General features: G+C 68.1%; 17 protein-coding genes. 6 read left to right on the top strand and 11 right to left on the bottom strand.

Going from position 1 to position 21,148, the window contains the following annotated elements:
• Positions 1-20: 20 nt before the first annotated feature.
• Positions 21-1,583 (bottom strand): ABC transporter substrate-binding protein, encoded by a 1,563-nt coding sequence (locus AT701_RS29955; protein ID WP_058127141.1) that lies wholly within the window; start codon positions 1,581-1,583, stop codon positions 21-23.
• Between the two features lie 293 nt (positions 1,584-1,876).
• On the opposite strand from AT701_RS29955, the gene AT701_RS29960 reads away from it, so the two are divergent.
• Positions 1,877-2,878: a 2-hydroxyacid dehydrogenase gene (locus tag AT701_RS29960; protein ID WP_058127142.1), complete on the top strand. Its 1,002-nt coding sequence runs from the start codon at positions 1,877-1,879 to the stop codon at positions 2,876-2,878.
• Here AT701_RS29960 and AT701_RS29965 read toward each other — a convergent pair.
• A complete protein-coding gene (locus AT701_RS29965; protein WP_003897528.1) occupies positions 2,872-3,801 on the bottom strand; it encodes a LysR family transcriptional regulator in 930 nt (309 codons plus the stop codon). The genes AT701_RS29960 and AT701_RS29965 overlap by 7 nt on opposite strands.
• 256 nt (positions 3,802-4,057) lie before the next feature.
• On the opposite strand from AT701_RS29965, the gene AT701_RS29970 reads away from it, so the two are divergent.
• Both AT701_RS29970 and AT701_RS29975 read left to right on the top strand, forming a co-directional pair.
• Positions 4,058-4,417, top strand: a complete 360-nt coding sequence (locus AT701_RS29970; protein ID WP_058127767.1) for an STAS domain-containing protein — start codon at positions 4,058-4,060, stop codon at positions 4,415-4,417.
• Between the two features lie 33 nt (positions 4,418-4,450).
• Positions 4,451-4,897 (top strand): anti-sigma factor, encoded by a 447-nt coding sequence (locus AT701_RS29975; RefSeq protein WP_058127143.1) that lies wholly within the window; start codon positions 4,451-4,453, stop codon positions 4,895-4,897.
• On the opposite strand, the gene AT701_RS29980 is transcribed toward AT701_RS29975, so the two are convergent.
• From AT701_RS29980 to AT701_RS30015, 8 genes are all read right to left on the bottom strand, one after another.
• A complete protein-coding gene (locus AT701_RS29980; protein WP_003897531.1) occupies positions 4,883-5,329 on the bottom strand; it encodes a response regulator in 447 nt (148 codons plus the stop codon). The genes AT701_RS29975 and AT701_RS29980 overlap by 15 nt on opposite strands.
• A complete protein-coding gene (locus tag AT701_RS29985) occupies positions 5,326-6,903 on the bottom strand; it encodes a sensor histidine kinase (protein WP_058127144.1) in 1,578 nt (525 codons plus the stop codon). Before AT701_RS29985 ends, AT701_RS29980 begins: the two co-directional genes overlap by 4 nt.
• Complete coding sequence (locus tag AT701_RS29990) at positions 6,900-8,108, bottom strand: PP2C family protein-serine/threonine phosphatase (RefSeq protein ID WP_011731062.1); 1,209 nt, start codon at positions 8,106-8,108, stop codon at positions 6,900-6,902. The genes AT701_RS29985 and AT701_RS29990 overlap by 4 nt, the downstream gene beginning before the upstream one ends.
• 230 nt (positions 8,109-8,338) lie before the next feature.
• Positions 8,339-9,610, bottom strand: a complete 1,272-nt coding sequence (locus AT701_RS29995; protein ID WP_011731063.1) for a glucarate dehydratase family protein — start codon at positions 9,608-9,610, stop codon at positions 8,339-8,341.
• A gap of 10 nt (positions 9,611-9,620) precedes the next feature.
• Positions 9,621-10,544: a 5-dehydro-4-deoxyglucarate dehydratase gene (locus AT701_RS30000; protein WP_011731064.1), complete on the bottom strand. Its 924-nt coding sequence runs from the start codon at positions 10,542-10,544 to the stop codon at positions 9,621-9,623.
• Positions 10,545-10,574: 30 nt separating this feature from the next.
• Entirely contained in the window at positions 10,575-12,173 is a 1,599-nt protein-coding gene (locus AT701_RS30005; RefSeq protein WP_058127145.1) for an aldehyde dehydrogenase (NADP(+)), read from the bottom strand.
• Between the two features lie 142 nt (positions 12,174-12,315).
• The gene (locus tag AT701_RS30010; protein WP_058127146.1) at positions 12,316-12,720 is read right to left on the bottom strand and encodes a hypothetical protein; all 405 of its coding nucleotides are present in this window, start codon (positions 12,718-12,720) and stop codon (positions 12,316-12,318) included.
• Between the two features lie 101 nt (positions 12,721-12,821).
• Positions 12,822-13,790, bottom strand: coding sequence for a TerC family protein (locus AT701_RS30015; RefSeq protein WP_003897538.1), 969 nt, complete (start codon positions 13,788-13,790; stop codon positions 12,822-12,824).
• Between the two features lie 228 nt (positions 13,791-14,018).
• On the opposite strand from AT701_RS30015, the gene AT701_RS30020 reads away from it, so the two are divergent.
• From AT701_RS30020 to AT701_RS30030, 3 genes are read left to right on the top strand one after another with little or no spacing between them, the layout of a single operon-like run.
• Positions 14,019-17,954 carry a Pls/PosA family non-ribosomal peptide synthetase gene (locus AT701_RS30020; RefSeq protein WP_058127147.1) on the top strand — a complete coding sequence of 1,312 codons (3,936 nt, stop codon included), beginning with the start codon at positions 14,019-14,021 and terminating at the stop codon, positions 17,952-17,954.
• Entirely contained in the window at positions 17,951-19,288 is a 1,338-nt protein-coding gene (locus AT701_RS30025) for a M1 family metallopeptidase (RefSeq protein ID WP_058127148.1), read from the top strand. Before AT701_RS30020 ends, AT701_RS30025 begins: the two co-directional genes overlap by 4 nt.
• The gene (locus AT701_RS30030) at positions 19,285-20,565 is read left to right on the top strand and encodes a hypothetical protein (protein WP_058127149.1); all 1,281 of its coding nucleotides are present in this window, start codon (positions 19,285-19,287) and stop codon (positions 20,563-20,565) included. Before AT701_RS30025 ends, AT701_RS30030 begins: the two co-directional genes overlap by 4 nt.
• Here AT701_RS30030 and AT701_RS30035 read toward each other — a convergent pair.
• The gene (locus AT701_RS30035; protein ID WP_058127150.1) at positions 20,555-21,148 is read right to left on the bottom strand and encodes a TetR/AcrR family transcriptional regulator; all 594 of its coding nucleotides are present in this window, start codon (positions 21,146-21,148) and stop codon (positions 20,555-20,557) included. The genes AT701_RS30030 and AT701_RS30035 overlap by 11 nt on opposite strands.

Below are 21,148 nucleotides of genomic sequence, written 5' to 3' on the forward strand. Positions count from 1 at the left end.
CCTTCCTCGGACCTTCGGCGTCAGTGCTCGACGGTGTCGTCAACCGCGAACGTCATCTGCGACAACCGCATCTCGTCGCCGGTCGCCGAGTTGGGCTGGTAATCCACGCGGGGCGACTTGGCGAGCACACCGGTCATGTGCGCGATGTAGGCGAACTGCGCGATCTCGTCGGGCTCGTCGGCGAAGATCTGGGCGTAGGCCTGCTGGCGCTGCTCGCCCGTGAGTTCGCCGGCCGCTTCGATCTTGGAGTCGAATTCCGGTGTGCCGTAGGCGCTCTGAGCGCCGTCACTGCGCATGTACTGGTCGACGCTGAACGCCGCGTCACCGGCCTGGTTGCCGTGCTGGATCAGCGCGATGAACGGGCCCGCATTCGGCGGGAACGGCCGCAGCTGGTACTGCAACTGGGCCGCGGTGTCCATCATCTCGATCTTCACGTTCAGCCCGATCTTGCTGAGTTCGTTCTGGATCACCTCGACGGTCTCGGTGACATTGGGGAACAGGCTGTTGCGCCCGATCAACCGGATCCCGCGGTCCACCGGCACACCGTCGGCCCTGGCCTCGTCGATCAGCTCCCTGGCGCGGTCGGGATCGTAGGGCCACAGCTCGAGATCCTCGTTGTGGCCGACGACGCCCTCGGGGATCAGTTGCGCGGCAGGCTCACCGAGCCCGCGGTACAGGGCCTTGACGATGCCGGTGCGGTTCACCGAGTAGTTGATCGCCTGGCGCACCCGCAGATCGTCGAGCGGGGGCTCGGTCGCGGTGAGCCGCAGTGCCGTGGTCTCGTTGTTGGGGAACGGCACGCCCAGATCACCTGCCCCGTCCTCGGGCCCGACCGACGTGCCGATGTCCGCCTCGTCGTTGACCACCATGGCGGCACGCACACTGCCCTCGCTGCGCCACTGGTATTCGGCGCGGGTGAAATCCGGTGCGGCGCCCCAGTACTTCTCGTTGCGGTGCAGCACGAGTTTCTGTCCGTACTCCCACCGTTCGATCTCATACGGGCCCGTGCCGATGGGTTCGCGCACCTTCTCGGTGACGCTCGTGGTGTGAGGCACGATCTCGATGAACGAGATGCGCAGCGGCAGAATCGGATCGGGTTTCGCCGTGCCGACCACGACGGTGTGGTCGTCGGGTGCGGAGACCTTCAGCGGGTCGTCGCCGAAGACGTAGCCGTCGACGTTGCACTGCAGATCCGAGTTCACCGCGCGGTCGATCGAGAACGCCGCGTCGGCCGCGGTGAACGGCGTTCCGTCGGAGAACGTCACGCCGGGGCGGATGTCGAAAGTCCATTCTCGGGGCGAGGTCTGGTGCCATCCGGTGGCCAGCAGTGGCAGCAGGTCGCCGGTCTGCGGATCGCGTTCGATGAGCGGTTCGGTGATGTTGGACCGCACCACGACACCGGTCGAGGTCAGCGAACTCTCACATGGCTCAAGCGTGGGCGGTTCCTGCGGCAGGACGATGCGCAGCGTGTCGGTGTCGTATCCGCCGCGCGCGGTGTTGGCGACCGTGCAGCCGGCTGTGGCGCCGCTGGTGATGATCGCCAGGCCGGCGATGAGGGCCAGCGGGTGCGGCGCTCGGCGCATGTCGGATCCTCCAGAACAGTGATGTCCACGTATGTGGATGCTGGTTGTGACCGCAGACACACGTTAGGAATGCGTCTCTTGCGGCGTCAACCGGCCGAAATCGGTCACCTCGGAGCGAAAATCGGCCTCGCGCAACACCGTTAGACCGCCTCGACGCCGCAAATGACCTGCACTTTTGCAGGCGAGTTCAGAACGGCAATGCGTGCGACGCAACATGCCGAGGCCATTCATGCTGCTTGGATATCAAGCCATGCCATTTCCGTGTTAGACGGGTATTCGCGCGCCGCCTTACCGTGGTGGATGTGTCCGCTCAAGAGGAAACCGACCGCGGCCCGCAGGGCGTCCTGCAGGTCGGCCCGCTCAAACCGTCCCTGAACCAGACCCTCGTGTCCACCTACGGCGCGTACGTGCTGCCCGACGGCCCCGAACGCGCGGACTTCCTCGCCGAGCACGGTGGCCGGATCACGGTGGCCGTGACCTCGGGCCGTACCGGCGTCGACGCCGAACTGATGTCGGCGTTGCCCAATCTCGGCGCGGTGGTGAACTTCGGCGTCGGGTACGACACCACCGACGTCGACGCGGCCGCCGCACGCGACATCGTGGTCAGCAACACCCCGGACGTACTCAGCGACTGCGTCGCCGACACCGCGGTCGGGTTGCTGATCGACGTGATGCGCAGATTCTCGGCGTCCGACCGATACGTGCGCGCGGGCCGTTGGGTCACCGACGGTAATTACCCTCTGGCGCACAAGGTTTCGGGTTCACGCGTCGGGATCATCGGGCTCGGCCGCATCGGCACCGCGATCGCGACCCGGCTCGGCGCATTCGGCTGCACCATCAGCTACCACAACCGCCGCGAGATCGAGGGCAGCGGTTACCGCTACGTGGGTTCGGCCGCCGACCTCGCCGCGCAGGTCGACGTGCTGATCATCGCCGCGGCAGGCGGTGCGGGCACGCGTCACCTCGTCGACCGCGCGGTGCTCGACGCGCTCGGACCCGACGGCTACCTGGTCAACATCGCCCGCGGCAGCGTCGTCGACGAGGACGCGCTCGTCGAGGCGCTGGCCGACGGCAGGCTCGCGGGCGCGGGTCTGGATGTGTTCACCGACGAACCCAACGTGCCGGAGGCGCTGCTGGGGATGGACAACGTGGTGCTGCTGCCGCATGTCGGAAGCGCAACCGTCGAGACCAGGAACGCGATGGAGGCGCTCACGCTGGCCAACCTCGACGCCTACCTCAAGACCGGAGAACTCGTCACACCGGTGCCCATGCCGGCCCCGACACCGGCTCAGTAGGCGATCTGCTCGCCCACCAGTTCGTCGGTGGTCCATTCGCGTGGGGGCAGCACGTCCCGCAGCAGACGCAACAGGGCGGGGTTGGTGCTGTCGCCGCGCCACACCGCGTCGAGCTCCACGGGGCGTTCCCGGAACGCGCCGATTGAGCGGAACACCACGCCCTCGGGATGCAGCGTGGCGGCCGACGCGGGCACCAGCGCGATGCCGATGCCCGAGCGGACCAGCACCAGCATGGTGTGCACCTGCGTCACGTACTGCACGTAGCGCGGGGTGGCGCCCGCGATCGTGAACGTACTGATCAGCAGCTCGTTGAAATACCGTGCCTGCACGGGCGAGTACATGATCATGTCCTGGCCGTCGAGGTCGTTGAGGGTGAGCTGACGGCCCACATCGACCAGCGGATGCGACGCGGGCAGCGCCGCGATCAACTGCTCGTGCAACAGCGGCCGCGACACCAGGCCGGGGCGCTTGAGCGGTGGCCGCGCCATGCCGAGGTCGAGCTCACCGGTCATGAGCCCTTCGATCTGCGCGGCGGTGACCATCTCCCGCAGGTCGAGCGTCACGTCGGGCAACTGCTCACGGGCCGCGTCGAGAAGACGCGGCAACACCGCATGCGCCGACGCCGCGGTGAAACCGATGACCACGGTGCCCAGGTCGCCCGCGGGGACGCGTTTGACGTTGAGCGCGGCGCCTTCTGCGAGTTGCAGGATGCGCCGCGCATCCGGCAGGAAGGCGACGCCGGCCGGGGTGAGCGTGACCGAGCGTGTGGTGCGGTCGATCAGGTGCACCCCGAGTTCGTTCTCCAACTGCTGTATCTGCCGGCTGAGCGGGGGCTGCGTCATGTGCAGGCGCTCGGCGGCCCGCCCGAAATGCAGTTCCTCGGCCACCGCGATGAAGCAGGACAGTCTCGACAAGGAGAACACTGCGTCAGCCTATCGGCCCAACGGCTGATCAATGCCCGACCGGCATGAATAGCGCGCGTGGCCGACCCGATTGCGTATTCGTGGTGAACACCTGCAAAGCTGGTGGTCAGGAAACGCAGAGATCAGCCAGTAGTCTGATCTTGTGCCCCTCGAGGTTGAGCCAAAAGCCTCGGGGGTGGAGAGTTGGACGGCGTCGACACGGCTACCATTTGTCGACTGCTGCCAAGAGGGCGCACAAACACCGTCGGAGGTGACGATGACGAGCCAGGACCCGGCGAACTGCACGGTGGAGGAACGCCGCCTAGGAGACATCACTGTGGTGGCGGTCACCGGAACGGTGGACATGCTGACCGCACCGAAGCTCGAAGACGCGATCGGTTCCGCTGCCAAGAGCGAGCCGTCGGCCGTGGTGGTCGATCTGAGCGCGGTGGATTTCCTTGCCTCCGCGGGCATGGGCGTGCTGGTGGCAGCACACGGCGAACTCGCGCCGGCGGTGCGCCTGGTGGTCGTGGCGGACGGCCCGGCGACGAGCAGACCGCTCAAACTTGTCGGAATCGCCGACGTGGTCGACCTGTTCGCCACGCTCGACGAAGCCCTCTCGTCGTTGAAGACATAAAACTGTGCGCAACCGGGTAGCCACCAGGTCGATATGACAGACGCAGGCGAGTCAACCAGTTTCATCAAGGCGGGCGTAGTTGCCGCCCCGGAACGCGCCGCCCAGTTGCGGCGCGAATTCTCGGAATGGCTCGGCACGCATTTCACGCTCGACCCGGTGAAGGCCAGTGACATCGTCCTGGCCGTCAACGAGGCGCTGGCCAACGCGGCGGAGTTTGCCTACACCAACGCCACAGAACCCGGTCTGATGCACGTGCGCGCCGATTACGACACCGGGGCCGAGACCCTCACGGTCGTCGTCGCCGACGAGGGCACATGGCGGATAGGCGACACCGATCACAAGAATCCGGCACGGGGGCGCGGCATCCCGTTGATGCACGCGCTCACCGACCGTGCCGTCATCGACGCGACGCCCACCGGCACCAAGGTGCGCCTGCAGTGGGAGAACATCGCCCGCAGCGTCACCTCAGAACTGCGGTAACCGCACCACCTGGACGAAGAACTCGTCGATCTGTCGCACCGCGCTCATGAACTGGTCCAGGTCAACCGGTTTGGTGACATAGGCGTTCGCGTGCAGCTTGTAGCTGCGCAGGATGTCTTCCTCGGCCGATGAGGTCGTCAGCACCACGATCGGGATGTGGCACAGGTTCTCGTCGGACTTGATCTTCTCCAGCAGTTGCCTGCCGTCGTACTTGGGCAGGTTGAGGTCGAGCAAGATCAGGTCCGGGCGGGGTGCATCCGCGTAGGGTCCCCGCCGGTACAAGAAGTCCAGCCCCTCTTCGCCGTCGTGCGCGACGTGCAGATTGTTCTTGATCTTGTTGTGCTCGAAAGCTTCCCGCGTGATGAGCTCGTCGCCCGGATCGTCCTCCACCAGGAGGATGTCGATCGCGCGGGTTTCGTCGGCTGACGTCATGTGTTGTTTCCTTCCAGCTGGGCGTCGGTGAGGACGCCCGGCTTGTTTGTGGGCATGACAGGCAAGGTGAAACAGAACCGGGTTCCGCCCGTGTAAGACGTGTCGATCCAGATGTTGCCGCCGTGGTGCTCGATGATCTTCTTGCACAGGGCAAGTCCGATACCGGTGCCGCTGTAGCTGTCGCGGCCGTGGAGCCGCTGGAAGATCACGAACACCTTGTCGACGAATTCCTCGGAGATGCCGATGCCGTTGTCGGACACCGTGAACAGCCAGCTGTCCACGCCGCCGCCGGTCTGGGCGTGGCACTCGATGACGATACGGGGCGCCACCCCGTCGCGGCGGAACTTCACCGCGTTGCCGAGGAGGTTCTGCCACACCATGATCAACAGCGTGGGGTCACCGTCGATGTGCGGCAGCGGTTCTTGCGGCCGGATGATCTCGGCGCCCGATTCCTCGACCGCGGTGGAGATGTTGTTCAGCGCGGCGTCGACCACCGCGTTGAGATCGACCTCGGTGGTCGTCGAATAGAGCCGGCCCACGCGTGAGAACGTGAGCAGGTCGTTGATCAGCACCTGCATGCGTTTGGCGCCGTCGACGGCGAAACCGATGTACTCGACGCCGCGCTCGTCGAGTTTGTCGCCATAACGCCGTTCGAGCAGCTGACAGAACGAGGCGACCTTGCGCAGCGGCTCCTGCAGATCATGTGAGGCCACGTAGGCGAACTGCTCGAGTTCGGCGTTGGACCGGCGCAGTTCCTCGGCCTGCTCGTCGAGCGCCAGGCGCGCCTGCTTGGACGCGTCGAGTTCATCCACGATGCGCTGGCGCATGTCCTCGACGTCGATGGCGATCGCGCGAATGTCCTTGGGACCCTTCGGTTCGATGCGCTCGGTGAAGTTGCCCTCGGTGATCCTGCGGCACGACGCGGCAAGTGCGGCCAGCGGACGGTTGACGGCGTTGCGCACCAGCACCGCCAGCACCACCGCCATTGCGAAGAACGCCACGATCATCGCGATCAGCACGCTGTTGCGCCACGTACGCATGCGTTCCATGTCCTCGATGCCGACGTTGCGCGCCTCGCTGAGATGGCGGTTCTGGACGTCGAAAAGTCCACGCAGCTGGTCGAACTGCGCTTTACCGCGCTCGGCGACCATGTCGTTGCCGATGTGCGGGCGTCCGGGCTGAATACTCGCGATCATCGGATCTGCGTAGGCGGCACGCCAAGCCGCAGCAGCCTTTTCGATCACGGCGAGATCGGCGAGGAGTTGGTCGCGGCCGTCGAGATCGTCGCGGATGCTCGCCGCGGCATCGGCCTCGGCCTGCTGCCCTTCGTCATACGGGGCCAGGAACTGGGGGTCGGCCGCGATTGCGTAACCGCGCACCGCCGTCTCCTGGTCGCGCAGCGCGGCCTGCAGTTGATAGGCCGCGACACGGGCCGGCTGGATCTCGTTGATCAGCTCATCGGAGAGGGTGTCGGTGCGGCCGACGAGCACGGCACCGGCGATCGCACCCGTGAAGACCACAACTCCCATGACCGACAGAACCAGGTTCTGCCAGCCTTGTACCGTCAATCTCATCTGCGCGAGCGCTCCACACGTATCACGGCGATGTCATCGGAGAGGCCGCCGTGCGTCTGCGCACGTGACTCGGCCTCGTTGATCAGCGAGGTGACGAAGTCCCGCCCGGGCGTCGCGGCGAGCGCGCGGGCGACGGCGAGCAGGCCGCTCTCCCCCAGCCGCTCGTCACCACGTCCGGCGTGGCCCTCGAACAGTCCGTCGGTCAACAGCAGCAACCCGTGGCCCTCCGGTAGCTCGTAGTGGTTCACGGGCCACTCCCTGGCGCCCAGCCCCAGCGCGGCGCCGGGCCGCGGCTCGAGCCAGTCGACGGTGCCGTTGCCGTGCACCAGCAGGCCGGGGTGACCCGCACGCACCACCGTGAAGCGTCCGCTGTCGGGTTCCAGTGCCACGCTGCACAGCGTGGCGAAGATGCCCTTGCCGGGACGCTCGGTGGTCAGGATCCGGTCGAGCTGGCGCATGCGTTCGTTACCGCGCAGCCCTGCGAAGGTCAGCGCGCGCCACCCGATTCGCAGGGCAACGCCGAGCGCGGCCTCATCAGGTCCGTGACCTGCGACGTCACCGATCATCACGTGGACGGTGCGGTCGGGCGTCTGCACGACGTCGTAGAAGTCGCCGCCGATCAGGGCGTGCTGGCGGCTGGGCCGCGCCTCGACGACGATGTCGACGCCCGAACCCTCCATGAGCAGCGGGGACGGCAGGAGCCCGCGCTCCAGGCGCGCGTTCTCCTGAGCCCTCAGCTGGCTGGCGTGCAGGTCGACCGAGGTGAGCTCGGCGCGTTTGCGTTCGATGGCGTAGAGGACCGCGCGGCGCAGCATCTCCGGTTCGACACGGCCTTTGACCAGGTAGTCCTGCGCACCCGAGGCCACCGCGGAAACGCCGAAGTGCTCGTCGTTGAGGCCTGTGAGCACGATGATCGGGATCCGCGCGTCCAGCTTGCCGAGGTGATGAAGCGCGTCGATCCCTGCCGCATCGGGAAGATTGAGGTCGAGCAGGACACAGTCGGGGCGGTGGTCGGCCAGCGTCCGCTCGGCGTCGGACATCGATTTCGCCCACACGAAGTCGATGTCGGGAGCATCGGCGATCAGTTCTTCGACCAGGATGGCATCGGCACGGTCGTCTTCGACCAGCAGCAGGGAGAGGCGCCGCTGGCCCGGACCAGTTAGGTCAACGGGCGACGCAATGACTCGGTCAAATGGCGCGCGCATGGGAAAAACACGTCCTTCACAACGATGGCCACCCTGGTCGCGCTGACCCTCTGCTTTAGTGACAACACTCCTGACAATACCCAGTGAACGCGTATTACCGACAATTCGCGGAGAACACCGCATGTAACGTTCTGACTTCTGGCAGTCCGACGTGTGGACTGCAAACGCGCTTGCGGCGCAGGCAGAAATTGCTGACACGGCCCTGTCAGGCCGCTTCTACCTGCCCAGTGCTACCAACGCGGTCCCGACGCGTTGAAACCAGGATCGATGCTGCGCATGTACCCGGTGTCATCGCGGTCGCGGATTCCGCAGCGCAGATACTGCTCGTGCAGTGCGGCCAGAGCGTCCTCGTCGATCTCGACGCCGAGTCCGGGCGTCGCGGGAACCTGCACCTCGCCGTCACAAAAGTTCAGGGCGCCGGGTGCGACGACGTCTTCGTGGCGCCACGGCCAGTGCGTGTCGCACGCATAGGTCAGGTTGGGTGTTGCGGCGGCCAGATGCACCATGGCGGCCAGGCTGATCCCCAGGTGCGAGTTCGAATGCATGGAAAGCCCGAGCCCGAACGTGTCGCAGATACCGGCCAGCAGGCGTGAACGCTGCAGCCCGCCCCAGTAGTGGTGATCGGACAGCACCACCTGCACCGAGTTCTTGGCGACCGCCGCGGGCAGTTGGTCAAACGCGACGACGCACATGTTGGTCGCGAGCGGCATCGGTGCCTGCGCGGCCACCTCGGCCATCCCGTCGAGGCCCGGTGTGGGGTCTTCCAGGTACTCCAAAACCCCCTCGAGGCCCGCGGCGACCTTGACCGAGGTCTGCGGTGTCCACGCGGCGTTGGGGTCCAGACGCAGCGGATGGTCGGGGAACGCGGCGCGCAGCGCCTCGACGGCCGCCATCTCTTCCTCGGGTGCGAACACGCCGCCCTTGAGTTTGATTGCGCTGAAACCGTATTCATCGATCATGCGGCGCGCCTGCGCGACGATGCCGTCGGGGTCCAGTGCGGCGCCCCAGCCGTCGGGTTCGGCGCCGGGATGCGCGGCCCACTTGTAGAACAGGTAGGCACTGAACGGCACGGCGTCGCGCACCGCGCCGCCGAGCAGGTCCGACACCGGCCTGCCGGTCACCTGCCCCTGCACGTCAAGACAGGCCACCTCGAACGGCGAGAACACCCGGTCGACGACGCTGGCCGAGGTGATCATGCCGGCCAGACCGGATCCGTCCCCGGTGCGGTCACCGCCGAGTGCGTCCGAGATGAGTGCCCGGATCACGTTGGTGGAGAACACACTCCGGCCGACGATCGCGTGCGCCGCAGCCTGCAATCGCTCCAGGTGGACGGTGTCGGCGTAGGTCTCGCCCAGACCCGTCAGACCCGCGTCGGTGTCGAGTTGGATGACGGCGCGCAGCGCGTACGGCTGATGCACGCCGACCGTGTTGAGCAGCGGCGGATCCGCGAATGCCACGGGTGTGACGCGGGCGCCGGTGATGCGGATCCGGTTGTGCGCCATCGGCGTTCTCCTAGTGCACGAGCGCGTCGGCGAGCACCGCACGTCCCGCCGAGAGGATGCGCTGCAATTCGTCCACGTCGTCGGGTGCGGCGTCGATCAGCGGCGGGCGCACCGGCCCGGCCTGCAGGCCACCGAGGGTGACGCCGGCCTTGATCAGCGACACCGCATAACCGGGCACCTTGTTGCGCAGGCGCACAAGTGGATGGAAGAAGGACCGCAGCAGCGCGGCGACCAGTGGTTCCTTCCCGTCCTCCAGCGCCCGGTAGAACGCGAGCGACACGTCGGGGGCGAAGGCGAACGTGGCCGACGAGTACAGCGTGACCCCGATGGCCCGGTAGGCCTGCTGCGAGACCTCCGCTGTCGGCAGGCCGTTGAAGAACTGGAACGGCTTACCCTCGTTCTCCAGCGCGTCGGTCACCGCACGCACGATGCGGGCTACCTGATCGAAATCGCCTGTGCCGTCCTTGAATCCGACGACGTTGGGAAGCTTGGCGACCTCGATGGCCGAGCCCTCGGTGAACCGTGCGTTGTTGCGGTTGTAGACCACGAGCGGCAGATCGGTGACGGCGCTGACCGCGCGTGTGTACCCGACGAGACCGGCCTGCGGCATCTCGACGAGATACGGCGGCAACAGCAGCAGGCCGTCGGCACCCGACTCGGCGGCGACCTGGGCGAACGCCTTGGCCGAGGCGACGGGGCCGCCCGCACCTGCGTACACCGGCACCCGGCCTGCGGCCGCGTCGACCGCGGTGCGTACCACGGTGCGCATCTCCTCGGGTTCGAGGGCGTGGAATTCGCCTGTGCCGCAACCGATGAAAACTCCACCGGGTCCCGCTTCGACGCCTCTGGCGACGTGCTGGGCGAGCAGGTCCACATCCACGTCACCCGACGCGGTGAACGGGGTGACGGGGAAGAAGAGGACGCCGTCGAGCATGTGTGACTCCTAGAGGTTCGTGCGGGGTGATCAGTCTTTGGTGAGTTGGCCGTCGACGGTGCGCCACAACCCGTCGGGGTTGCCGTCCGCAATGGCACTGGGCAGCAGGGATTTCGGTGCGTTCTGGTAGCAGACCGGCCGCAGGAAGCGTTCGATGGCCCTGGCTCCCACGGAGGTGGTGCGCGAATCGGAGGTGGACGGGAACGGCCCGCCGTGCACCATTGCGTGGCCGACCTCGACGCCGGTGGGCCAGCCGTTGAACAGGATGCGGCCCGCCTTCAGCTCGAGGATCTCCAGCAGTTCACCGGCCTTGGCGTGGTCGGATTCCTCGGCGTGGACCGTGGCCGTCAACTGGCCTTCGACTTCTGCGGCGACGCGCAGCATCTCGGCGTCGTCGGCACACCGGACGATCACGCCGGAGGCGCCGAACACCTCGGCCTGCAAGGCCTCGGTGGCCAGGAACGTGGGTACGTCGCTGCCGAACAGCGCGGCACGGCACGACACCGCAGGGGCGTTCTCGTCGGATCCCCGCGCGATGAGTTCCGCTGTGCCGGAGAGGGTCTCGACTCCGGTGCGGAAGTTCTCGGCGATGCCGGGTGTCAACATGGGCGTGGGCGCCGTGGCCGCGACGGCCTCGGCGGCCGCCGCGACGAACGCGTCGAGGTCGGGACCGTCGACCGCGATGACCAGGCCGGGGTTGGTGCAGAACTGCCCGGAGCCCATGGTGAGTGAGCCGACGAACGCGCGGGCCAGATCGGCTGCGCGTGCGGACAGCGCACCGCGCAGCAGGAACACCGGGTTGATGGCGCTCATCTCGGCGTAGACGGGGATCGGTTCGGGACGTGCGGCCGCGGCGGCCACCAGCGCCATGCCGCCCGCGCGGGACCCGGTGAAGCCCACGGCCTTGATGCGCGGATCGGTGACCAGGGCGCTGCCCAGATCCGGCCCGTACCCGTACAGCAGGGAGAACGTGCCCGCGGGCATCCCGGTGGCGGTGACGGCCTGCGTGATGGCGCGTCCGACGAGCTCTGAGGTGCCCGGGTGTGCGTCGTGCGCCTTGACCACGACGGGGCACCCGGCGGCCAGGGCCGACGCGGTGTCGCCACCGGCGACCGAGAACGCGAGCGGGAAATTGCTCGCCCCGAACACCGCGACCGGGCCGAGCGGCACGCTGCGCTGCCGGATGTCGGGCCGTGGCAACGGTTCCCGGTCGGGAAGAGCCGGGTCGATGCGGGCCTGGTTCCAGCTGCCCTCGCGCAGCACACCGGCGAACAGTCGCAGTTGGCCCGAGGTGCGCCCCACCTCACCGGTCAGCCGGGCGACCGGCAGGCCGCTCTCGGCGTGGGCGCGCTCGACGAGCACATCACGGCTCGAGTCGAGGTTGTCCGCGATGGCCTCGAGGAAGCGGGCGCGCTGTTCGACAGGGGCATTGCGGTAGGGGCCGAACGCATCGGCCGCGGCCGCGCACGCGGCCTCGACGTGCGAGGTGTCGCCGTAGGGGTACGCGGGTTCGAGGAACGATCCGGTCTGCGGATCGATGCCGCGGATCTCCCGTCCCGCGCCGCGCACCGGCGTACCCGCGATCAACATCTGCCCGGTCAGGTCTGTTGTCTGCACCATGGATGTCATAGTGGCACCGTAAGACCGGCGATAAATGCTTGTCCAAGTTAAGTTTGCGGCTTACTGATGCACTATTTGAATCGGTACCGGAAGCAGCGGTGAGCGCCCGGACGCTGTCGCGAAAGGCGCGAGGACTCCCCCGATCCGGGAGTCAGGAGGCGCGGCGGGCCTGGCCGCGCAACTCCAGGCGGTGCAACACGTCGGCGCCGAGCGCGTGCAGGTTCTGGTCGCCCGCCGGGATGAGGGTCACGCCCTCGGCGACCCCGGCCGAGGCGATGTCCTCGATCAGACCCGCGAGGCCGTCGGCCGTGCCGACGTAACGGACCACCGCGTCGCCGGCGGGCACGTCGGCGGCCACCTCGAGGCGGCGCGCGGAGCGGAAGTCGTTCGCGACGGCGACGGTCACGTCGAGGATCACCGCCACGGTGTCGTCCTCGGCCTTGATGCGCGTCCGTTTACGTCGCGCCTGCGCCAGGTCCGACGCCGATATCCGGACCGTCGGGGCGGCGTCCTGCGCACCGTCGGTCAGTTCACTCCAGGAATCGGCGTCCGCCACGAATAACCGCACGCCCGCCAGACTATGCCCGACTGGTACATCCGTGCAGGGTTGCACTCACCGAGAATGTAAGGACCTGGTTACGAACTTCACCGCACCCGCTACTGGGCATCACGCACGCGGGTCTTGTACAGGCTCGCGGCCGTGGTGATCAGCAGCGTCACGACGATCACGCCCAGGCTGGCCAGCGTCGGGATCTCGGGCACGTGTACAGGCTCACCGCCGTTGATGAACGGCAGCTCGTTCTCGTGCAACGCGTGCAGGATCAGCTTCACGCCGATGAACGCCAGGATGAACGCCAGCCCCTGCGACAGGTACACGAGCCGCTTGAGCAGGTCGCCCAGCAGGAAGTACAGCTGCCGCAGACCCATCAGCGCGAACACGTTGGCCGTGAACACCAGGTACGGCTCCTGCGTCAGGCCGTAGATCGCGGGAATCGAGTCAAGCGCGAACAACAGGTCGGTGGTGCCCAGGGCCACGATGACCAGGAACATCGGCGTGATCAGCCGTTTGCCGTTCTCCCGCACCCACAGGCGCAGCCCGTCCCATTTGTCGGTGGTGCGCAGGTGTTTGCGTGCGAAGCGCACCACCGCGTTGTCGCCGTCGTCGTCATGGTCGGTGTCACGGACCAGGTTGACCGCGGTGTACACCAGGAACGCGCCGAAGATGTAGAACACCCACGAGAACTGGTTGATGGCCACCGCGCCAAGCGCGATGAAGATGCCGCGGAAGATCAGCGCCAGGATGATGCCTACCAGCAGGGCCTGCTGCTGGTAGATCCTCGGCACCTTGAAGCTGGCCATGATGATCAAGAAGATGAACAGGTTGTCGACCGACAGGCTGTACTCGGTGAGCCATCCGGCGAAGAACTCGACGCCGTACCGGTGGCCGTGGAACAACCACGTCCACACTCCGAAGGCGATCGCGAGCCCGATGTAGATCGACAGGTACGTCGCCGTCTCGCGTCGCGTGGGTTCGTGTGGACGACGCCCGATGATCACCACGTCGAACAGCAGTACGGCGATCGTCACCGACAGGGTGATGATCCACTCGAGCTGGGTTACGTGCATCGATTACCTCCGGTCGCCAAACAACGCCGGAGGTCTCTTCCACCGGGCCGAGACGGCCGGCCTGCGGCACCGATCGGTTCCATGGCGACCGACGTGATGACGACACCGCAGCGAAGGAATACTCCCCTCCGCGGACAAGTGTGCCTGATCGTGACCGTGATCCGAAATCGAACAGCCACGCCGCGTCGTCTCCGGCCCGCCCGGGCACGGGCTTAGTAGTTTGTATCCGTGACAGCAACGGACGACGCAGTTGGTGGGCACGCGGTCCCCGCTCAGTACCTGCTCTCATCGCTGGCACCTGCACCGCGGACGCTCATCGACATCCTCTACGACACCGCGCGGCGGTTCCCCGACGCACCCGCGATCGACGACGGCACGGTGCAGCTCACCTATGCCGAACTCGTCGCCGACATCGAGGAGAGCGTCGCGTGGCTGGCCGCACGCGGCATCGGCCGCGGCGACCGGATCGGCATCCGGATGCCGTCGGGAAGTTACGCGCTGTACGTCGCGATCCTGTCGGTGCTGGCGGCCGGGGCCGCCTATGTGCCTGTGGACGCCGACGATCCCGACGAGCGCGCCCAGTTGGTGTTCGGTGAGGCCGGCGTCGTCGGCGTGATCACCGAGCGCGGCCTGATCCGCGGCGTCGGCCAGTCGCGCGGCTGGCGCGCGGCGGCCCCGCTCGGCCGCGACGACGCCTGGATCATCTTCACGTCGGGCTCTACCGGCACTCCCAAGGGAGTCGCCGTGACGCATCGCAGTGCCGCCGCGTTCGTCGACGCGGAAGCACGAATGTTTCTGCAGGACAACCCGATCGGACCGGGTGACCGGGTGCTCGCGGGCCTGTCGGTCGCGTTCGACGCATCGTGCGAGGAGATGTGGCTGGCCTGGCGCAACGGTGCGTGCCTGGTGCCTGCGCCGCGGTCGCTGGTGCGCAGCGGGATGGACCTCGGCCCCTGGCTGGTGAGCCGCGACATCACCGTGGTGTCCACGGTTCCGACGCTGGCGGCGCTGTGGCCCGCCGAGGCGCTCGAATCGGTGCGGCTGCTGATCTTCGGCGGCGAGGCCTGCCCGCCCGAATTGGCGCAGCGGCTCGCGGTCGACGGCCGCGAGGTGTGGAACACCTACGGGCCCACCGAGGCCACCGTGGTGGCCTGCGCGGCGCGCCTCGACGGCCTTGGCCCGGTCAGCATCGGGCTGCCGTTGAGCGGCTGGGATCTGGCCGTGGTGGACCGTGACGGGCTCCCGGTGGCGGTCGGCGAGGTCGGTGAGCTGGTCATCGGCGGCGTCGGGCTGGCCCGTTACCTGGACCCGGACAAGGACCGCGAGAAGTACGCGCCGATGCCGACGCTGGGCTGGAGCCGCGCGTACCGCAGCGGGGATCTGGTGCGACTGCAGGACGACGGCCTGTACTTCCAGGGCCGCGCCGACGATCAGGTGAAGGTCGGCGGCCGCCGCATCGAGCTCGGCGAGGTCGACACCGCGCTGGTCAACCTTCCCGGCGTCAGCGCGGGGGCGGCGGCGGTCCGCAAGACCGCGAGCGGCACGCCGCTGCTGGTCGGCTACGTCGCGAGCCACGACCCGTCGTTCGACCTCGCGGCCGCGCGCGCCGCGCTGGCCGAATCGCTGCCTGCCGCGCTGGTACCGCGTCTGATCCTGCTCGACGAACTGCCGACCCGTACCTCCGGCAAGGTCGACCGCAACGCCCTGCCCTGGCCGCCACCCGACGGTACCGATCAGGACGCCCCCGAACTCGTCGGCACCATGGGCTGGCTGGCCGGCCTGTGGCGCGACGTGCTCGGCACGACCGTCGACGGGCCCGAGGCCGATTTCATCGCGCTCGGCGGCGGGTCACTGTCGGCCGCGCAGCTCGTCGCCGCGATGCGCAGGCGCTACCCGCAGGTGACTGTTGCCGACATCTACGACCATCCCCGGCTCGGTTCGCTGGCCGGATATCTCGACGAGCTGTCCCCGCCCCCGGAGATCACCGCGCGCGAGGTCGCCCCGACGTCGCGGCTCACGCAGGCCGCTCAGGTCGCGCTTTCGGTGCCGCTGGCCACGCTGACCGGCATGCAGTGGGTGGTGTGGCTGGGCCTGTTGAACAACGTCGCCGCCGCGCTGGACCTCGTGCCGTGGGCGCAGCCGGTCAACTGGTGGCTGCTGCTCGCCGGCTTCGGAGTGTTCATCACGCCCGTGGGCCGCATGGGTATCGCGGTGCTGTTCGCCCGGATGCTGTTGAGCGGCCTGCAACCCGGGACCTACCGCCGCGGCGGCGCGGTGCACCTGCGGGTCTGGTTCGCCGAGCGGCTCGCCGAGGCCAGCGGCGCCGAGAACCTCGCGGGCGCACCGTGGATGGTGTACTACGCCCGCGCGCTCGGCAACAGCGTCGGCAAGGGCGTCGACCTGCACTCGGCACCGCCGGTGACCGGCATGGCCAAGCTGGGGCACCGCTGCTCGATCGAACCCGAGGTGGATCTCAGCGGGCACTGGATCGACGGGGACCTGTTCCACGTCGGCCCCATCACGGTCGGCAACGACGCCACGATCGGCGCCCGCACCACGCTGCTGCCCGGCGCCACGGTCGGCAAGAACGCCGATGTGGCACCGGGGTCCGCGGTGGTCGGCAAGGTCAAGAACGGCCAGTACTGGAAGGGCTCGCCCGCCGTGAAGTCGGGCAAGGCGCGCCACCCGTGGCCCGATCACCGGCCGCCGCGCGCCCCCGTGTGGGTCGCGGTGTACGGCGTGACCTCCATCCTGCTGGGCAGCCTGCCGCTGGCGGGCCTGGCCGCGGGTCTCGCCGTGATCGGCTGGGGCATCCGTGACACCGCCACCCCGGTCGACGCGATCCTGCCCGCGCTGGCGTGGACGCCCGTGGCGACGGTGGTCGCGGTGCTCACCTACGCCGTGTTGACCGTGCTGGGCGTGCGCGTGCTCTCGGTGGGGCTCAGCGAGGGCTACCACCCGGTGCGCAGCCGCGTGGGCTGGCAGTTGTGGGCCACCGAACGCCTCATGGACGCCGCGCGCAACTACCTGTTCCCCGTCTACGCGAGCCTGCTGACCCCGTGGTGGCTGCGTCTGCTGGGCGCGAAAGTCGGTGAGGGCACCGAAATCTCGACGGCGCTGTTCACCCCGAAGTTCACCGAGGTACAGGACGGCGCGTTCCTGGCCGACGACACCATGGTCGCGTCGTACGAACTGGGCGGCGGCTGGATCCACGTCGCCAAGGCCACCATCGGCAAGCGCGCGTTCCTCGGCAACTCGGGCATCACGCAACCCGGGCGCAAGGTGCCCGACGACGGTCTGGTGGCCGTGCTGTCGGCCACGCCGCACAAGGCCAAGGCCGGCTCGTCGTGGCTGGGCAGCCCTCCGGTGCGGTTGCGGCGCAAGGCGACCGCCGCCGACGTGCTGCGCACCTTCCACCCGTCGCCGCGGCTGAAAGCCATGCGCGCGGCGGTCGAGACGTGCCGGATCATCCCGGTGATCATCACGTTCGGCATCGGGGTGGCGGTGCTGGGTGCACTGCAGACGCTGGTGCTGCGGTTCGGTTACCTGTGGGCCGCGCTCGCGAGCGGACTGGTGCTGCTGGCCGCGGGTGCCCTGGCCGGGCTCATCGCGGTGGCCGCGAAGTGGTCGGTGATCGGGCGGATCCGCGCCGTCGAGCATCCGTTGTGGTCGTCGTTCGTGTGGCGCAACGAGGTCTCGGACACGTTCGTCGAGACCGTCGCGGCGCCGTGGTTCGCGCGGGCCGCGACCGGCACCCCGGTGATGAACCTGTGGCTGCGCGCACTCGGCGCGTCGATCGGACGCGGGGTGTGGTGTGAGACCTACTGGCTGCCCGAGGCCGACCTGGTGAGCCTCGGCGCGGGGGCCACCGTCAACCGCGGGTGTGTGGTGCAGACGCACCTGTTCCACGACCGCATCATGCGGATGGACAGCGTTGTCCTGGAAGCGGGTTCGACGCTGGGACCGCACTGCGTGGCGCTGCCTGCCGCCCGATTGGGCGCCGGCGCCACGGTGGGACCCGGATCGCTCGTGATGCGTGGCGACGAGGTTCCGTCGTCGACGCGGTGGCAGGGCAATCCGATCGCGCCGTGGGACATGTTCGGCAAGAAACGCACCGCCGCCGCGTCGGCGCGCAAGAAGACGACAGAGAAACCGGCCGCGTGACGAGGTCCAAGAAGGTCGCCAAGAAAGCCGGGCACCCGCCTGTCATCGACCCGTACCTGCCCGGAAACGGCAACTTCGGCTACCGGGTGTCGCGCTACGAACTCGACCTCGAATACAAGGTTGCGAGCAACCGTCTGACCGGGACCGCGACCATCACCGCGGTGACGCTTGCGGCGCTGCGAACGTTCACCCTCGACCTGTCGGACAACCTCTCGGTGGGCAAGGTCTCGGTGAACGGCCGCAGGCCCGCACAGTTCCGCTGCTCCGGGGCGAAACTGCACATCACGCTGCCCTCGGCGCTGCCCGCTGGCTCCGCGATGACCATCGTCGTCCGCTACAGCGGCAATCCGCGGCCCATCGACACCCTGTGGGGTGACGTCGGTTTCGAGGAACTCACCAACGGGGCGCTCGTCGCGGGCCAGCCCAACGGCGCGGCGTCGTGGTTCCCGTGCGACGACCATCCCAGCGCCAAGGCCTCCTACCGTATCCAGATCAGCACCGACAGCCCGTACCACGCGATCGCCAACGGGGAACTGTTGTCGCGCAAGGTGCGTGCGGGCCACACCGTGTGGACCTACGAACTCGCCGAGCCCACCTCGCCGTATCTGGTGACGCTGCAGATCGGCATGTACGAATCGCACCGGATGACCAAGACCCCGGTACCGATGCACGCCGTGCTGCCGCCGCGCCTGCGATCGGCGTTCGACCACGACTTCGAGCGTCAACCGCAGATGATGAAGCTTTTCGTCAAACTCTTCGGCCCGTATCCGCTGAGCACCGGCTACACCGTGGTGGTCACCGACGACGACCTCGAGATACCGCTTGAGGCCCAGGGCATCTCGATCTTCGGCGCCAACCACTGTGACGGCAGCCGCGGGTCCGAGCGTCTCATCGCCCACGAGTTGGCCCACCAGTGGTTCGGCAACTCGGTGACGGCGCGGCGCTGGCGCGACATCTGGCTGCACGAGGGATTCGCGTGCTACGCCGAGTGGTTGTGGTCGGAGAACAGCGGCGGGCGCAGCGCGGCCGAGTGGGCACAGCACTACTACGACAAGTTGCGGCACTCCCCGCAGGACCTGCTGCTGGCCGATCCCGGCCCGCGCGACATGTTCGACGACCGCGTGTACAAGCGCGGAGCCATGACCCTGCATGTGCTGCGCGAGCGGATCGGCGACAAGGACTTCTTTGCGCTACTGCAGGATTGGACCACACGCCACCGGCACAGCACGGCGTTCACCGACGATTTCACGGGCCTGGCCGCCGGTTACACCAGTGAATCGCTGCAGCCGCTGTGGCAGGCGTGGCTGTACTCGGAAGCGCTGCCGCCGCTGTGACCGACGGCGGTGCGCCTGCCCCATTCGATCCGGACGATCCGGCGCGTGGCGCGATCACCCGCAGCAGCATCGCCCGCGTCGGGTCGGCGACCGCCATCACGGCACTGTGCGGCTACGCCGTGCTGTACCTCGCCGCGCGTGACCTCGAACCCGCGGGATTCTCGGTGTTCGCGGTGTTCTGGGGCGCCTTCGGACTTGTCACCGGCGCGGCCAACGGCCTGCTGCAGGAGGCCACGCGTGAGGTCCGGTCGGTCCAGGTCGCGCCCCGGGTGTCCGGGGTTTCGGGGCCGCGCACACATCCGATGCGGGTGGCGGCCGCGGTCGGGGTGGTCGCGGCGCTGGTCATCGCGGGCACCTCGCCGCTGTGGAGCGGGCACGTGTTCGTGGAGTCGCGCGCCCTTTCCGTCGCCCTGCTCAGCGTCGGTCTGGCCGGGTTCTGCCTGCACGCGACATTGTTGGGCATGCTCGCCGGTATCGACCGCTGGACCGAATACGGCGCGTTGATGGTCACCGACGCGGGCATCCGTGTGGGGGTGGCCGCCGCGTCGTTCGTCTTAGGTTGGGGTCTGGGCGGTTATCTGTGGGCCACCGTCGCGGGGGCGGGCGCGTGGCTGATCCTGTTGCTCACCGCACCCGCCGCGCGTGTGGCCGCCCGCCAGGTCACCGCGGGCGGCACGTGGACGTTCGTCCGCGGGACCGCACACTCGATCGCCGCGGCCGGGGCCAGCGCGATCCTGGTGATGGGATTCCCGGTGCTGCTCAAGGCCACGTCCGCCGATCTCGGTGCGGCAGGCGGTGTGGTGATCCTGGCCGTCACGCTCACGCGGGCCCCGCTGCTGGTGCCGCTCACCGCGATGCAGGGCAACCTGATCGCCCATTTCGTCGACCAGGCCCGGTTGCGCGCGCTGTTGATGCCCGCCGCCGTCGTCGCCGTGATCGGCGCGGCCGGGGTGGTGGCCGCAGGCCTCATCGGCCCGTGGCTGCTGAAGGTCGGTTTCGGCGACGAATACCGCGCCGACGGAACGCTCCTGGCGTGGCTGACCGCCGCGGCGGTCGCGATCGCGATGCTCACCCTGACAGGGGCGGCCGCGGTGGCCGCCGCGCTGCACCGCACCTATGCACTCGGCTGGATCATCGCCACGGTGGCCGCCGTGGGTCTGCTTCTGCTGCCACTGGAGCTCTCGACCCGCACCGTCGTCGCACTGTTGTGCGGCCCCCTGGTGGGAATCGCGGTTCATCTGGTGGGGCTGGCCAGGTTCTCCCGGGTCAACGGCTGAACAGCGACGACAACAACGCGATTCGGGAGTCTTCGAGGTCGGGCTGCGGCAGCACCGGACGGATGATCGCGGCACCGTCGAACGTGTTGACCAGCAGTGCCACCGCCGCCATCGCCTCATGCCTGGACTCGTTCTGCGGGAACTGCTCGAAACCCGGGATGGTGCGCGCGGTCTCGTAGATGTTCGCGGCGTACTCGGTGAGCACCTCTTGCAGTGTGACACGCAGCTTTTCGTCGGTGCGCGCGGCGATCAGCAACTCGTACATCACGGTGTTGGTGTCATTGCCCGTGACGTCGCGCAGGATGGTCAGCACGGCCTGAAGCGGTGGCTCTTCGGCCGGGATCTCGGCGATCCGTTTGGTGAACACCTCGAGTTGGCGGCGCATCACCTCGTGCGCCGTGGCCGCCATGAAATCGCCCATCGTGGGGAAATGGCGGAACAGTGCGCCGTCGGAGACCTGCGCGCGCCGCGCGATGACCGCCGCCGACGCCCTGGCGTAGCCGACGTCGATGATGGTCTGAATGCTCGCGTCGAGCAGACGTGCGACGGTCTCCTCACGGCGCTGCTGTTGGGTTCTGGCCAT

It is taken from the genome of Mycolicibacterium smegmatis, assembly GCF_001457595.1.
GTDB classification, from domain to species: Bacteria; Actinomycetota; Actinomycetes; order Mycobacteriales; family Mycobacteriaceae; genus Mycobacterium; species Mycobacterium smegmatis.